This is a genomic window from Humibacter sp. RRB41, assembly GCF_022761015.1.
Classification (GTDB): domain Bacteria; phylum Actinomycetota; class Actinomycetes; order Actinomycetales; family Microbacteriaceae; genus Humibacter.
On sequence record NZ_JAKWJQ010000002.1, the window covers coordinates 314738 to 330098 of the forward strand.

Genomic DNA, 15361 nt, shown 5'->3' on the forward strand with positions numbered 1-15361 from the left:
AACAGGCCGAGAGCGAACGTCATTTCAACGCGGCGTAGGCGGGAGCCGCCTCGTTGTGCACATCGCCGACGACGTGCACGCGCACGTCATTCGTCGAACCGGAGATTCCGGGAGGCGAGCCGGAGATCACGACGACCTTGTCGCCGACCTCTGCCAGGCCCTGGCCGATCAGCACGTCGTCGACCTGTCCCATCATCTGGTCGGTGTGCGTCACGCGGTCGACGAGGAACGCCTCGATGCCCCACGTGAGCGACAGACGGCGGCGGATGGCCTCGCTGGTCGTGAACGCCTTCATCGGGATCTTCGAGCGCAGTCGCGACATGCGGCGCGCCGAGTCACCGGACTCGGTGAACACGCACAGATACTTCGCGTCGACGAAGTCGGCGATCTCGGCGGCGGCGAGCGTGATGGCACCGCCCTGGGTGCGCGGCTTCGTGCCGAGCGGCAGGATGCGGTCGAGGCCGTGGTCTTCCGTCGACTCGATGATGCGCGCCATGGTCTGCACGGTGAGGACCGGATACTCGCCGACGCTCGTCTCGCCGGACAGCATGACGGCATCCGTTCCGTCGAGCACCGCGTTGGCGCAGTCGGATGCCTCGGCACGCGTCGGACGCGGGCTCGTGATCATCGACTCGAGCACCTGGGTTGCGACGATGACCGGCTTGGCCATGCGCCTGGCGATCTCCACGGCGCGCTTCTGCACGATCGGCACGGCCTCGAGCGGCAACTCGACCCCCAGATCGCCTCTGGCGACCATGATCGAGTCGAAGGCGTCGACGATCTCCTCGAGGGCGTCGACGGCTTGCGGCTTCTCGATCTTGGCGATGACCGGAACGCGACGGCCCTCTTCGTCCATGATCTCGTGCACGCGGTCGATGTCGGAGGCGTTGCGCACGAACGACAGGGCGATGTAGTCCGCCCCGAGCTTGAGACCCCAGCGCAGGTCCGCCTCGTCTTTGTCGCTGAGCGCCGGCACGTTGACGGCGACGCCGGGGAGGTTGATGCCCTTGTTGTTCGACACCGGGCCGGGGACGACCACCTGGGTCTTCACCCGCACACCATCGGTCTCCAGCACTCGCAAGGTGACCTTGCCGTCGTCGATCAGCAGCGGATCGCCTGCCTTCACGTCGTTCGGCAGGCCCTTGAACGTGGTCGACGAGATCTCCTTGTTGCCGAGGATGTCCTCGGTGGTGATCGTGAAGATGTCGCCCTCTGCGAGGTCGTAGGGGCCACCCTCGAACTTGCCGAGGCGGATCTTGGGGCCTTGCAGGTCGACCATGACGGCGACGTCACGGCCGGAGTCATCCGCGGCCCGGCGCACGTTGGCGTAGACCGACTCGTGGACGTCGTAGCTGCCGTGACTCAGGTTCATGCGGGCGACGTCGACGCCTGCATCGATGATGGCTCGGATGTTCTCGTAGCTGGACGTTGCTGGGCCCAGCGTGGCGACGATCTTGGCTCGTCTCATGCTTTTTCTTCGTACTCCATGGTTGCTTGCGCGTGCACACGTGATCGGCATCGTGACGATGCCCGTTGCACGAGCGTTAGATCGAGATCCCGCGGTCGGTCGGCCTGACGGGCGATGGGAGGTGGGTCTCTCCTTCAAGATAGCGGTCCACTGCCGCAGCCGCAGCACGGCCCTCGGCGATGGCCCAGACGATGAGCGACTGACCGCGGCCCGCGTCGCCGGCGACGAACACGCCGGCCTCGGTCGTCTGGTAGTCGCCGTCGCGCGACACGTTGCCGCGGTCGTCGAACGGCAGCTCGAGCTGGCCGGATAGCGTTTCCTGCTCCGGCCCGGTGAATCCGAGGGCCAGCAGCACGAGATCGGCGGGGATCTCGCGCTCGGTGCCCGTCTTGGGCACGCGTCGCTCGTCGAGGTACTCGGTCTCGGCGACGCGGATCGCGACGACCTCTCCGACCTCGTTTCCCACGAACTCGACGGTCGAGGCGAGGAACTCCCGCTTTCCGCCCTCTTCGTGCGCGCTCTGCATCTCGAAGAGGTTCGGTGTCGTCGGCCACGGCTGGTGCTCTGGACGCTCCGACGGAGGCTGCGTGCCGATCGCCAGGTTGGTCACGGATGCCGCCTTCTGACGGTGCGCCGTGCCGATGCAGTCCGCGCCGGTGTCGCCGCCGCCGAGGACGACGACGTGCTTGCCCTCCGCGCTGATCTGCATCGGCACAGAATCGCCGGCTCCCACCCGGTTCTGCTGCACCAGGTACTCCATGGCATAGTGCACGCCGGCGAGGTCGCGACCCGGAATCGGCAGGTCACGCGGCACCATGGCGCCGGTGGCGACCACGACGGCGTCGTACCGCGCCTTGAGGTCCGGCCACGAGACATCCACGCCGATGTCGACGCCCGCACGGAACCGCGTTCCCTCGGCCGTCATCTGCGCAAGGCGCGCCTCGATCTGCTTCTTCTCCATTTTGAAATCGGGGATGCCGTACCGCAGCAGGCCTCCGATCCGGTCGTCGCGCTCGTACACCGCCACGGTGTGGCCGGCTCGCGTGAGCTGCTGGGCGGCAGCGAGCCCCGCAGGACCGGAACCGACGACGGCGACCGTCTTGCCGGTGAGGCGCTGCGGCGGGTGCGGCTGCACCCAGCCGTTCGACCATGCCTGGTCGATGATGGTCTGCTCCACCTGCTTGATGGTCACAGGCGGCTGGCTGATGCCGAGCACGCACGAGTCCTCGCACGGAGCGGGGCACAGGCGGCCGGTGAACTCCGGGAAGTTGTTCGTGGCGTGCAGCCGCTCGATCGCCTGGCGGCCTTCGCCGCGCCACATCAGGTCGTTCCACTCCGGAATCAGGTTGCCCAGCGGGCATCCCTTGTGGCAGAACGGGATTCCGCAGTCCATGCAGCGCCCGGCCTGACGGCTCAGCTGTGCGGCGTCGCCGCCCTCGTAGACCTCTTTCCAATCCATCAAGCGCACGGAGACCGGGCGCCGCTTGGGCACCTCGCGCTCCGTGACCTTCAGGAAGCCCTTCGGATCACCCACCGGTCACCTCCAGAATCCGGTTCCAGACGACGTCTCCGTCGGGGTCGAGCCCCTCGTCGACGGCGTTCTTGCGTGTTGCGAGCACCGCGGCGTAGTCGCGCGGCAGCACTTTGGTGAAGCGTGCGGATGCCGCTTCAAGATCGCCGAGCAGCCGAGCGGCCACCGCGGAATCCGTCTCAGCGACGTGCTGCTCCAGCAGGTCGCGGACGATCTCGATGTCGCCGCTGCCCAGCGGGAGGAGCTCGAGCTCGCCGGCGGCGAGTGCCTCGCGGTTCATCCGCTCCTCGCGAAGATCGAGCACGTAGGCTGTGCCACCCGACATGCCGGCGCCGAGGTTGCGTCCCGTCGCGCCCAGGATGAGCGCGAGACCGCCCGTCATGTACTCGAGGGCGTGGTCGCCGACGCCTTCGACGACGGCCGTCGCACCGGAGTTGCGAACCAGGAACCGCTCCCCCACAATGCCGCGGATGAACATGCTGCCCTGGGTAGCGCCGTAGCCGATCACGTTGCCGGCGATGACGTTGCGTTCAGCGGGGAACACGCTCGCCCGGTCGGGGCGCACCACGATACGTCCCCCCGAGAGACCCTTGCCGACGTAGTCGTTCGAGTCGCCCTCGAGACGCAGCGTGATACCGCCCGGCAGGAACGCTCCGAGCGATTGGCCGGCGGAACCGGTCAGTGTCACATCGATCGACCCGGCCGGCAGGCCGTGCTCGCCGTGGCGCTTCGTGACCTCGTGGCCGAGCAGCGTGCCGACCGCGCGCTCCGTGTTGCGGATCGGCAACGACAGCTCGATGTGCCCGCCGTTCTGCAGCACGTCCGCAGCCTCGGAGATGAGCCGGTTGTCGAAGTGCTTGTCGATCTCGTGGTTCTGCTTGCGGTGGTTGCTGCGCGGGGCATCTTCGTCGAACTGCGGTCCGTGCAGCACGGGCGCCAGGTCGAGACCGGATGCCTTCCAGTGGTCGATCGCCCGCTCGACGTCGAGAACGTCGACGCGGCCGACGGCCTCTTCGATCGTGCGGAAGCCCAGTGCTGCGAGGTACTCGCGCACCTCCTGGGCGATGAACTCGAAGAAGTTCACGACGAACTCCGGCTTGCCCGTGAAGCGGCTGCGCAGCACGGGATTCTGCGTCGCGACGCCCACCGGACAGGTGTCGAGGTGGCAGACGCGCATCATGACGCAGCCGGAGACGACGAGCGGAGCGGTGGCGAAGCCGAACTCCTCGGCGCCGAGCAGGGCTCCGACGATCACATCGCGACCCGTCTTCAGCTGACCGTCCACCTGCACGACGACACGGTCGCGCATGCCGTTCAGCATGAGCGTCTGCTGCGTCTCGGCGAGCCCGAGCTCCCACGGCGTTCCCGCGTGCTTGAGCGAGTTCAGCGGGCTAGCGCCCGTTCCACCGTCGTGACCGGAGACCAGGATCACGTCGGCGAGTGCCTTCGCGGTTCCTGCCGCGACCGCGCCGATTCCGGTCTCGCTGACGAGCTTGACGTGCACCCGGGCATCCGGGTTAGCGCGCTTCAGGTCGTAGATGAGCTGCTTGAGGTCTTCGATCGAGTAGATGTCGTGGTGTGGGGGCGGCGAGATGAGGCCGACGCCCGCCGTCGCGTGCCTGGTGCGGGCCACCCACGGGTACACCTTGGTCGGTGGCAGCTGGCCGCCTTCTCCCGGCTTGGCGCCCTGCGCGAGCTTGATCTGCAGATCTGTCGCGTGGGTCAGGTACATGCTCGTGACGCCGAAGCGGCCGGACGCGACCTGCTTGATCGCACTGCGGCGTTCGGGGTCGAGCAGCCGGTCGATGTCTTCGCCGCCCTCACCCGTGTTGGACTTGCCGCCGAGCCGGTTCATGGCGATCGCGAGCGTCTCGTGCGCCTCGCGCGAGATGGAGCCGTAGCTCATCGCACCGGTGGAGAACCGCTTCACGATCTCGGAGACGGGCTCGACCTCGTCGAGAGGGACGGGCGGTCGGATGTCGGTGCGCAGCGTGAACATTCCGCGCAGCGTCATGAGCTGCTCGGTCTGGTCGTCGACGAGCTTCGTGTACTGACGGAAGATGTCGAACCGGCGCGTGCGCGTCGAGTGCTGCAGCCGGAACACGGTGTCCGGGTTGAACAGGTGCGGAGCGCCGTCGCGCCGCCACTGGTATTCGCCTCCTGTGGCCATGCGCTCGTGCGTCAGCACGGCGCTCTCCTCGGGGTACGCGGAGCGATGGCGTGCGAGGTTCTCGGCCGAGATGACGTCGATCCCGACGCCGCCGAGCTTCGAGACGGTCCCCGTGAAGTACTTGTCGACGAACTCCTGCGAGAGACCGACGGCTTCGAAGGCCTGGGCGCCGGCGTAGGACGACACCGTGGAGATGCCCATCTTCGACATGATCTTGAGCACCCCCTTGCCGAGCGCCTTGATCAGGTTCTTGACGGCCTTGTCGCCCGCGATGCCGGTGAGCATGCCGCTTCGCACCAGGTCCTCGCAGGTCTCCATGGCGAGGTAGGGGTTGACGGCGCTCGCGCCGTAGCCGATCAGCAGCGCGACGTGGTGCACCTCGCGCACGTCGCCGGCCTCGACGATGAGACCGACTTTGAGCCGGTTCTCGGTGCGGATGAGGTGATGGTGAACCGCGGCCAGCATGAGCATTGAAGGGATCGGAGCGAGGTCGCTCGTGGAGTCGCGGTCGCTGAGTACGAGGAACTTCGCCCCGTCCGCGATCGCCTCGTCTGCCTCGGCGCACAGTTCGTCGAGGCGGCGCTCGAGGGAGTCGTCACCGGCTTCGACGCGATACAGACCGCGCAGCGTCACCGTGCTGCTGCTCACGGGCGACGTGTCGATGTGCTGGATCTTCGCCAGCTCGTCGTTGTCGATCACCGGGAAGTCGAGGACGACCTGGCTGGTGTGCTCTGGGCTCGCGTCGAGCAGGTTGAGCTCGGGGCCGAGACCGAGGCTCAGCGACGTCACGACCTCTTCGCGGATCGAGTCCAGAGGCGGGTTGGTCACTTGAGCGAACTGCTGCGTGAAGTAGTCGAAGAGCAGCCGCGGGCGGTCCGACAGCACGGCGATCGGAGTGTCGGACCCCATGGCGCCGAGCGGCTCTGCGCCGGCCTTCGCCATCGGTGCGAGCAGGATGCGCACCTCTTCTTCCGTGTACCCGAAGGTGCGCTGCCTGCGCGTGACGGATGCAGGCGTGTGCACGATGTGCTCGCGCTCCGGAAGATCCTTGAGGTGGATGCGACCGGCATCCAGCCACTCCGCATACGGCTCGCCTCCTGAGAGGGATGCTTTGATCTCGTCGTCCTCGATCAGGCGGCCCTCGACCGTGTCGACCAGGAACATCCTTCCCGGCCGCAGCCGCCCCTTGCGCACGACGCGGCTCGGATCGATGTCGAGCACTCCGATCTCACTGCCCAGGATGACGAGGCCGTCGTCCGTGATCAGGTAGCGTCCCGGCCGCAGTCCGTTGCGGTCCAGCGTGGCGCCGACGAGCGATCCGTCTGTGAACACCAGGGCGGCCGGTCCGTCCCACGGCTCCATGAGCATGGAGTGGTACTCGTAGAACGCCCGACGGGCTGGATCGATCTCGGTCTGCTTCTCCCACGCCTCCGGCACCATCATCATGATGGCGTGGGGCAGCGACCGACCGCTCAGTGTGAGGAGTTCCACGACCTCGTCGAACGACGCGGAGTCGCTCGCGCCCGGCGTGACGATCGGGTAGAGCGGCTTCAGGTCGCCGAGGAGCTCGCTTTCGAGCTGCGACTGGCGTGCACGCATCCAGTTGCGGTTGCCCTGAACGGTGTTGATCTCGCCGTTGTGCGCGATCATGCGGAACGGCTGGGCGAGCGGCCACGACGGGAACGTGTTCGTGGAGTACCGCGAGTGCACCAGGGCCAACTTGGAGGCGAAGCGCTCGTCGGACAGGTCGGGGTAGAACGGCTCCAACTGGAGCGTGGTCACCATGCCCTTGTAGACCATCGTGCGGCTGGACAGCGACGCGAAGTAGACGTCGAGCTCGCGCTCGACTCGCTTGCGCAGCCGGAACGTGAGCCGGTCAAGGGCGATGCCGGCAAGCGGGGTGCCCTTCTCGTTCGTGCGTGCGCTGCCGACGTAGAGCTGCTCGATCGCCGGCATGGCGTCGCGTGCAAGGGTTCCGATCTCATCGGGCCGCACAGGCACGTCACGCCAGCCGAGAACGTCGAGGCCCTCTTCGGCGGCGATGCCCTCGATGACCGTCTTGACGGCGACCCGGTCGTCGTCATCAAGTGGAAGGAAGGCGTTGCCGACCGCGTAGCGTCCGACGGCGGGGAGTGCGAAGCCGGCCACCGCGCGCAGGAACGCGTCGGGGATCTGGGTCAGGATGCCCGCGCCGTCGCCCGTGCCGGCATCCGACCCGACGGCACCGCGGTGCTCGAGATGACGCAGAGCGTCGAGCGCGTTCACGATGATGTCGTGCCCGGCAGTGCCGCGCAGCGTCGTCACCATGGCGAGTCCGCAGGCGTCGCGTTCGAAGCGCGGGTCGTAGAGACCCTGCGCTTCCGGCACGGAGCTGAACCGGGAAAACGGAGGCTTCTCGGCCATGGATACCGTCCTCACATCAATCAAGGGAGGGACGACGTCGGCCCGTGGACAGGGAAAGCTTTCGGTGTCGTCAGCTGTGCGATCAGGCACAGCTCGGTGCGACGCGCGATGTGAACTGCCGGGGTTGCCGTGAGGGTGGTTCAGCTGGCAGAGCTTGTGGCTGCGGCCTTGGCTTCACCTGATTCGTCGTCGACGGAGGCGTCGTCTTCGTCGTCGTCCTCGTCATCCGAATCGGTGTCGAATGAGTCTACCGCAGCGTCGTCCCTGCCCCATTCACGCCCTGGCAGGTACACGTTCAGCTCGACGCCGGGGTGCCCGCGGGACTGCACGATGAAGATCACGAGGCCGAGGACGAAAGCGAGGAACGCCGCCCACACATTGAACGGGATGCTGAGGAAGGAGTACTCGCTCGGGTCGATGCGGATGGACTCGAGGTAGCTGCGACCGAGGCCGTACCACATCAGGTAACCGGCGAACATCTTGCCCCAACGCCACTGGAAGCGCTTCTCGAGGGCGAGCAGCACGATCACGCCGACGACGTTCCAGATGATCTCGTACAGGAACAGCGGCTGGAACAGGGTGCCGTCCGGCAGCCCGGTCGGGTAGGCCGCGTTGGTGCTCTCGATCTGCAGGCCCCACGGCAGGTTGGTCGGCAGGCCGTAGAGCTCGTGGTTCACGTAGTTGCCGAGACGACCGATCGCCTGGGCGAGGAGCAACCCAGGTGCGATGGCATCGGCGAACGAGAAGAATCGCACGCCGGTCTGCTTGCTGGCGATGAACACGCCGACCGCGCCGCCGATCAATGACCCGAAGATCGCGTTGCCGCCTTCCCAGATGGCGAACACGTTCCACAGGTTCGCACCTGGGTAGAAGTAGTCCTCCGGGTGGGTGAACACGTGGTACAGACGCGCTCCGATCAAGCCGAGCACGACAGCCCAGATCAGGAAGTCGATCACGACGCCCGGCTCTCCGCCGCGTCTGGTCAGGCGGCGTGAGGTCCAGATCGTGGCGACGATGATGCCGACCAGGATGATCAGCGCGTAGGTGCGCACGTCCCAGTGCAGTCCGAAGAGGTTGATCGGGATGGACTGCCAGGAGATCGGAGGGCTAGGAATGCTGAGGTGTGCGATCACCTGTCGGTTTCCCTTTCGTTCGGGCAACGGGGCCTTGGCGGCCTTCGGGCTGGCCCGAGTTCTGCGCCTCGGTCACCATAGTCTAAATCGGCTGTGTTCTTGCGTTCGCGGCGGGTGCCTGCGAGGTCGTTCAGTGGGATGCCGTGCCGGCCGCGAGCTCGGCGGCCACGTCGGCGACGCCCGCGACTCCCCCGTCTGCCAAGGCGCGCACGAGCGCGGACCCGACGATGGCGCCGTCGGCATAGCCGACGACCTGACGCACCTGCTCACCGGTCGAGATGCCGATGCCGACGCACACGGTGCCGGCGCCCGCCTCTCGCAGACGAGCGACGAGCGTGCGTGCTGCCGTGTCGACATCCTTGCGCTCGCCCGTGATGCCCATGGTCGATACGGCGTAGACGAAACCGCGAGACGAGTCGGCCGCGAGGTGCAGGCGTTCGTCACTGGACGTCGGCGCGGCGAGGAAGACCCTGTCGAGTCCGGTGCGATCGCTCGTGGCGATCCAGTCGGCGGCCGAGTCAGGTGTGATGTCCGGCGTGATCAGCCCGCTGCCGCCCGCTGCCGCGAGCTCGTCGGCGAACCTCTCGACGCCGAACTGCACCACCGGGTTCCAGTACGTCATGACGAGGGCGGGAACGTCGACCCGTGATCGAATCTCCCGTACCGCCGTGAACACGTCGCGCACCCTGAAACCGTTGTGCAACGCCCGCTGAGTCGCCGCCTGGATCACCGGGCCGTCCATCACCGGATCGGAATAGGGCAAGCCCAACTCGAGCACGTCGACGCCGTTCTCGGCCATCGCGACGGCCGCGTCGATGCTCGTCTCGAGGTCGGGGAACCCCACGGGAAGGTAGCCGACCAGTGCACCGGCCCGGTGCGTGTTCGCCTCCGCGATCCGCGATGCGACGTGGGCGGCCACTGTCGTTCCGCTCATGCCTGTCCCTCCCCTGCAGCACCGTCGAGCAGGCCGAAGTAGGCGCCGGCGGTCTCGACGTCTTTGTCGCCGCGACCGGAGAGATTCACCAGGATGACGGCATCCTCGCCGAGCTGCTTCCCCAGGTTCAGTGCGCCTGCGAGAGCGTGCGACGACTCGATCGCCGGCAGGATGCCTTCGGTGCGGGTCAGCAGCCGGAACGCCTGCATCGCCTCGTCGTCGGTGATCGGCAGGTACGTCGCACGGCCGATGTCGCGCAACCACGCGTGCTCCGGACCGACGCCCGGATAGTCGAGGCCGGCGGAGATGGAGTGCGACTCCTTGGTCTGGCCGTCCTCGTCCTGCAGAACGTACGTCTTCGTTCCGTGCAGGATGCCGGGGGTTCCCTCGCTCAGGGTCGCTCCGTGCTCGCCGCTCGAGATGCCGTGTCCGCCAGGCTCGAAGCCGAACAGCTTGACGTCGGGGTCGTCGAGAAAGGCGTGGAAGATGCCGATGGCGTTCGAGCCACCGCCGACGCACGCCGCGACCGCGTCGGGCAGGCGCCCCGTGAGGTCGAGCACCTGCTGCCTGGCCTCTTCGCCGATGATCTTGTGGAAGTTGCGCACCATGGTCGGAAACGGGTGCGGACCGTTCACCGTGCCGAGCAGGTAGTGCGTGGTGTCCGCGTTCGCGACCCAGTCTCGGAAGGCCTCGTTGATGGCATCCTTCAGCGTCCGTGAGCCGGTCTTCACAGGCACCACCTCGGCACCGAGAAGGCGCATGCGTGCCACGTTGAGCGCCTGGCGCTTGGTGTCGACCTCGCCCATGTAGATCGTGCACTGCATGCCGAAGAGGGCGGCGGCCGTCGCCGTTGCGACGCCGTGCTGGCCGGCTCCGGTCTCGGCGATCAGGCGGGTCTTGCCGAGCCTTCGCACGAGCAGCGCCTGTCCGAGCACGTTGTTGATCTTGTGCGAACCGGTGTGGTTGAGGTCTTCGCGCTTGAGGATGATGCGGGCGCCGCCGGCGTGTTTCGCGAACCTCGGCACCTCGGTGATGATCGAAGGGCGGCCAGTGTAGGTGGCATGCAGTTCGGCGAGTTCGGCGGCGAAGGCGGGATCCTGTTGCGCCGCCTCGTACACCGCGGACAGCTCGTCGAGCGTGGCGATGAGCGATTCCGGCATGTATCTGCCGCCGTAGTCGCCGAAGTCCGGTCCGGTTTGGTCGCGTAGAGCCATGGTCACTTCCCTGAAGGGGTGGTGCCGCTGTGCGGCACGGGATGTGCGAGGTGTCACCCTCTCACGCTGAGAGGAATTCCGAGAGCGTCGCGAGCGGGTCGCTGGTGACGAGGGCCTCGCCCACCAGCACGACGTCGGCGCCGTCCTCTCGGTAGTGCGCGACGTCGGCCGCGCTGAGCACCGCCGACTCCGCGACGCGGACGACGCCGGAAGGAATGCTGTCGGCGAGCGATCCGAAGAGGTCGCGATCGAGTTCGAAGGTGCTGAGATTGCGGGCGTTCACGCCGACCAGCGAAGCTCCGGCATCCAGCGCCCTCGCGATCTCCTCTGCCGAGTGGGTCTCGACGAGCACGGTCATGCCGAGCGACGCCGCGAGCCGGTGGAGCGAGACGAGCGTCGGCTGGTCGAGCGCGGCCACGATGAGCAGAACGATGTCGGCTCCCGCGGCTCTCGCCTCGTACACCTGGTACGGATCGGCGATGAAGTCCTTGCGCAGCACCGGGATCGTGACGGCGTCTCGAACCGCGCGCAGGTCGTCGAGCGAACCGAGGAATTTGCGCTGTTCGGTGAGCACGCTGATGGCACTCGCGCCCGCCTGCTGGTACACCGTGGCCAGCGCCGCGGGGTCGGGAATGTCGGCCAGCCGTCCGCGCGAGGGGCTCGCGCGCTTCACCTCCGCGATGATCTTGACGGCGGATGCCGGTGCCAACGCATCGAGAGCATCCAGCGCGGGCGCTGCCTGCGCTGCGGCCGCCACAACGGCATCGAGAGGCGTGTCGACGGCGCGGGCATGGGCATCCGCCACCGCCCCGTCGACGAGGTCGGTCAGCACAGCGGTCAGTGGCCCTTGGGCTGGTACTTCGGCCCGTTCACGCCGTAGCCGGCCCGCGACATGATTCCGCCGACGATCGGCCCGATCACGACGACGACAGCGCCGGCGAGCACGACCCACGGCTGGTCGAACCAGAACGCGAAGGTTCCCACTGTCACACCGATCAGCATGATGATGACGGCGGTCCAGGCGGCGGGCGAGTGGCCGTGGCCGGGATCCGAGGACTCAGCGCTCATGACTCTCATTTCAGGAGGGGACGATACGAATCCAGTCTACCGAACGGGAGGGTCGTCCTCGGTCGGGCCTTCGGTCGGCTCGTCAACTGGGCCGTCCGTCGGATCGTCGCCGCGGCTGAGCTCGTCCCAGTCGTCGATCGCGGCGTCCCGCGCACTCAGGTGCGCGTCGGCGTCGCTGCGAACGGGCTCAGCGGCATCCTTGACGGCGCCGTAGCGGCGGGATGCGGTCGGCCAGGTGTGGGCGAACGCGATGACGGCGACGGCGGCCAGAGCGAGCAGGATGCCGCCGGTCAGCGCGAGCGCCGGCCATGCCGTGGCATCCGTGCTGCCGATCACCGCACGCACGCTGGCATCGCCGGCGATACCCGTCGCCTTCGTCACGACCGAGATGCTGGAGCCGGAGGGATCGGCGATCGCTCCGATAGCCGAGCCGATGACACTCCCGGCCAGCACGAGTCCGAGCACCGCAAGCACGTAGCGCAGCACGCGACCCGCGAGGGCGAGGGCACCTGCGAATGCGAGGCCGGCCACCGACAGCGCCGCGATGGCGGGCGCCGAGTTCGAACCGGTCACCGCGAGTGCTGCGGAGTGCCCGGCGGCTGCGGTGAGATGCAGCGTGTACCAGGTCTGGGTGGACGCTGACAGCGCGAGGCCGCTTCCCACCAGGGCAAGGAGAATGGCCCCGTATTTGAAGCTTCGGCCGGACCGTGACGCTGACATCTCAGACCACCCGCTTCAACGCGTTCGCGATGGCGACCGCGCGCAGTGGTGCTGCCGCCTTGTTCTGCGACTCGACGAACTCCGTCACGGGCACCGAATCGGCGACGAGCCCGCCGCCCGCCTGCACGCGCGCCACCCCGTCCATGATCGTTGCGGTGCGGATGGCGATGGCCAGGTCGGCGTCGCCGCCGAAGCCGAAGTAGCCAACCACTCCCCCGTAGACACCACGCTGAGCAGGCTCGAGGTCGTCGATGATCTCAAGGGCGCGTGGCTTCGGGGCCCCGGAGAGCGTTCCGGCCGGGAATGTCGAGCGGAAGACGTCGATCGCCGTGGCGTCGTCACTGAGGTCGCCCTCGACCGACGAGACGATGTGCATGATGTGGCTGAACCGCTCCACCCGCATGAACTCGGTGACCTCGACGGTTCCAGCCACGCAGACACGCGCCAGATCGTTGCGCGCAAGGTCGACGAGCATGAGGTGCTCTGCACGCTCCTTCTCGTCGGCGAGCAGCTCCGACTCGAGCTCGGCATCCTCTTCAGGAGTGGCACCACGGGGCCGGGAACCGGCGATGGGATGCGTGTACGCACGTCGGTCCTGTACCTTCACCAGCGCCTCGGGTGACGAGCCAACGACGGTGTAGGGATCCCCCTGAGCTCGATCCAGCTGCAGCAGGTACATGTACGGGCTCGGGTTCAGGCTGCGGAGCACACGATAGACATCGAGTGGATCGGCGGCGCTCGGCAGCTCGAACCGCTGCGAGATCACCACCTGGAACACGTCCCCGGCTCGAATATGCGCCTTCGCATCTTCGACGGACGCGAGGAAGTCCTCGCGCACGGTGCGTGACACCGCGTCGGGGACCGCGCCGAAGTCGGCCAGCTCGAGGTGGGCCTCCGCCGGACGGGAGAGCCCGGCCTGCATGCGGTCGAGGCGCTGCTGCGCGTCGGCCCACAACTCGTCGGAGTCGTGCACGTCATCGGCCAGCACGTTGGCGATCAGTCGTACCGTGCCGAAGCGATGGTCGACGGCAACCAGATCCGCCACGAAGCACAGCGCCTGGCCCGGCACGTCGAACTCGGCGGGCGGGCGGTTCGGCAGCCGCTCCAGTTGGCGAACGGCTTCCCAGCCGATGAAGCCGACGAGGCCGCCGGTGAGAGGCGGAAGGCCCTCGACGGGCTCCGACTCCCAGCGTCGGTGCAGGAGCGAGAGCAGGTCGAGCGACGGGGCTTCCGCGAGACGGGCAGCGGCATCCGCGCCGAACGCGCGCTCGGCGTCGAGACCATAGTCGAGCCACACGGACTCGTCGCCCAGCTGCGTCAGCACGCCGAATGCCGCAACCCCGACGAACGAGTAGCGGGAGAAGATGCCGCCCTGCTCTGCTGACTCGAGCAGGAACGTGCCGGGGCGCTCGTGTGCGAGCTTGCGGTAGATGCCGACGGGTGTCTCCCCGTCGGCGAAGAGCTCGCGGGTCACTGGGATCACGCGTCGATCCCCGATCAGGCGATCGAACTGCTCTCGCGTCGTGGTGCCGGCGTCGGTCATGCTGCGCTCTCGGGTGTCGTGGATGCCGGGTCGATGACGGTCGGGTGCAGAACGTCGGTGTCGAAGCAGGTACGCGTGCCGGTGTGGCAGGCAGCGCCGATCTGATCGACGGTCACGAGCAGGGTGTCGCCGTCGCAGTCGAGTGCGGCGTCGCGCACGAACTGCACGTTTCCTGACGTGTCGCCCTTGCGCCAGTACTCCTGACGAGATCGCGACCAGAACGTCACGCGGCCCTCGGTCATCGTGCGCTGGAACGCCTCGCGGTCCATCCAGCCCACCATGAGGACCTCTTTGGAGTCCCACTGCTGAATGACGGCCGTGAGCAGTCCCTTGTCGTCGAAGCGCACGCGGTCGAGCACTGCGGATGCCTGCTCCCGCGTCAACGTGCGCTGCTGAAGCCCCGCGTCGCTCACCTTCGCACCTCCGCACCCGCGCTCTGCAGCGCATCCTTCACATCGCCGATGGTCATCACGCCGTCGTGGAACACGCTGGCGGCGAGCACGGCGTCCGCGCCGGCATCCACAGCCGGGGCGAAGTGCTCGACGGCTCCCGCCCCACCGGACGCGATCACCGGCACGGAGCTGATCTCGCGCATGCGACGCACGAGCTCCAGGTCGAAGCCCTGCTTCGTGCCGTCGGCGTCGATGGAGTTGACAAGGAGCTCGCCTGCTCCCAGGCCGATGGCGCGGGATGCCCAGTCGAGTGCGTCGAGATCCGTCTCCGTGCGGCCGCCGTGCGTGGTCACCACGAATCCGGACTCCGTGCGAGGCGACCTCGTGACGTCCAGAGACAGCACGAGCACCTGCGCGCCGAACCTGTCGGCGATCTCGGTGAGCAGGCCGGGGCGGGCGATGGCGGCGCTGTTGACGCCGATCTTGTCTGCGCCGCTGCCCAGCAGCCTCGCAACGTCATCGACGCTGCGCACTCCCCCGCCGACGGTGAGCGGGATGAAGACCTGCTCGGCGGTGCGGCGCACCACGTCGTAGGTCGTCGCCCTCCCCTCCACCGTCGCGGTGACGTCGAGGAAGGTGAGTTCGTCCGCACCCTGCTCGTAGTACTTCGCTGCGAGTTCGACAGGGTCGCCTGCGTCACGCAGGCCGCGGAAGTTCACGCCCTTGACGACGCGGCCGTCCGCGACGTCGAGACACGGGATGACGCGGATCGCGAGCGACATCGC

The 15361-nt window shown here is 67.6% G+C and carries 12 protein-coding genes; all 12 read right to left on the bottom strand.

Annotation, left to right across the window (positions count from 1 at the left end; genetic code table 11):
• Window positions 1-19 precede the first annotated feature (19 nt).
• The 12 genes from pyk to hisF all read right to left on the bottom strand — a co-directional run bounded on the left by pyk (window position 20) and on the right by hisF (window position 15358).
• Window positions 20-1468 carry a pyruvate kinase gene (gene pyk, locus MJ603_RS07300; protein ID WP_243063032.1) on the bottom strand — a complete coding sequence of 483 codons (1449 nt, stop codon included), beginning with the start codon at window positions 1466-1468 and terminating at the stop codon, window positions 20-22.
• Between the two features lie 76 nt (window positions 1469-1544).
• A complete protein-coding gene (locus MJ603_RS07305; protein WP_243063033.1) occupies window positions 1545-3002 on the bottom strand; it encodes a glutamate synthase subunit beta in 1458 nt (485 codons plus the stop codon).
• Window positions 2995-7572 (bottom strand): glutamate synthase large subunit, encoded by a 4578-nt coding sequence (gltB, locus tag MJ603_RS07310; protein WP_243063034.1) that lies wholly within the window; start codon window positions 7570-7572, stop codon window positions 2995-2997. The genes MJ603_RS07305 and gltB overlap by 8 nt, the downstream gene beginning before the upstream one ends.
• Window positions 7573-7712: 140 nt before the next feature.
• A complete protein-coding gene (gene lgt / locus MJ603_RS07315) occupies window positions 7713-8705 on the bottom strand; it encodes a prolipoprotein diacylglyceryl transferase (protein ID WP_243063035.1) in 993 nt (330 codons plus the stop codon).
• A 130-nt stretch (window positions 8706-8835) separates the two neighbouring features.
• The gene (gene trpA, locus MJ603_RS07320; RefSeq protein ID WP_243063036.1) at window positions 8836-9639 is read right to left on the bottom strand and encodes a tryptophan synthase subunit alpha; all 804 of its coding nucleotides are present in this window, start codon (window positions 9637-9639) and stop codon (window positions 8836-8838) included.
• A complete protein-coding gene (gene trpB / locus MJ603_RS07325; protein ID WP_243063037.1) occupies window positions 9636-10853 on the bottom strand; it encodes a tryptophan synthase subunit beta in 1218 nt (405 codons plus the stop codon). The genes trpA and trpB overlap by 4 nt, the downstream gene beginning before the upstream one ends.
• Window positions 10854-10914: 61 nt before the next feature.
• The gene (trpC, locus tag MJ603_RS07330) at window positions 10915-11685 is read right to left on the bottom strand and encodes an indole-3-glycerol phosphate synthase TrpC (protein ID WP_243063038.1); all 771 of its coding nucleotides are present in this window, start codon (window positions 11683-11685) and stop codon (window positions 10915-10917) included.
• Window positions 11686-11690: 5 nt separating this feature from the next.
• Window positions 11691-11921, bottom strand: a complete 231-nt coding sequence (locus MJ603_RS07335; protein ID WP_243063039.1) for a DUF6704 family protein — start codon at window positions 11919-11921, stop codon at window positions 11691-11693.
• A 36-nt stretch (window positions 11922-11957) separates the two neighbouring features.
• Window positions 11958-12641: a Trp biosynthesis-associated membrane protein gene (locus tag MJ603_RS07340; protein ID WP_243063040.1), complete on the bottom strand. Its 684-nt coding sequence runs from the start codon at window positions 12639-12641 to the stop codon at window positions 11958-11960.
• 1 nt (window position 12642) lies between these two features.
• Window positions 12643-14184, bottom strand: a complete 1542-nt coding sequence (locus MJ603_RS07345; RefSeq protein WP_243063041.1) for an anthranilate synthase component I — start codon at window positions 14182-14184, stop codon at window positions 12643-12645.
• Window positions 14181-14597, bottom strand: a complete 417-nt coding sequence (gene hisI, locus MJ603_RS07350) for a phosphoribosyl-AMP cyclohydrolase (protein ID WP_374230856.1) — start codon at window positions 14595-14597, stop codon at window positions 14181-14183. The genes MJ603_RS07345 and hisI overlap by 4 nt, the downstream gene beginning before the upstream one ends.
• A complete protein-coding gene (hisF, locus tag MJ603_RS07355; RefSeq protein ID WP_243063042.1) occupies window positions 14594-15358 on the bottom strand; it encodes an imidazole glycerol phosphate synthase subunit HisF in 765 nt (254 codons plus the stop codon). The genes hisI and hisF overlap by 4 nt, the downstream gene beginning before the upstream one ends.
• Window positions 15359-15361 lie beyond the last annotated feature (3 nt).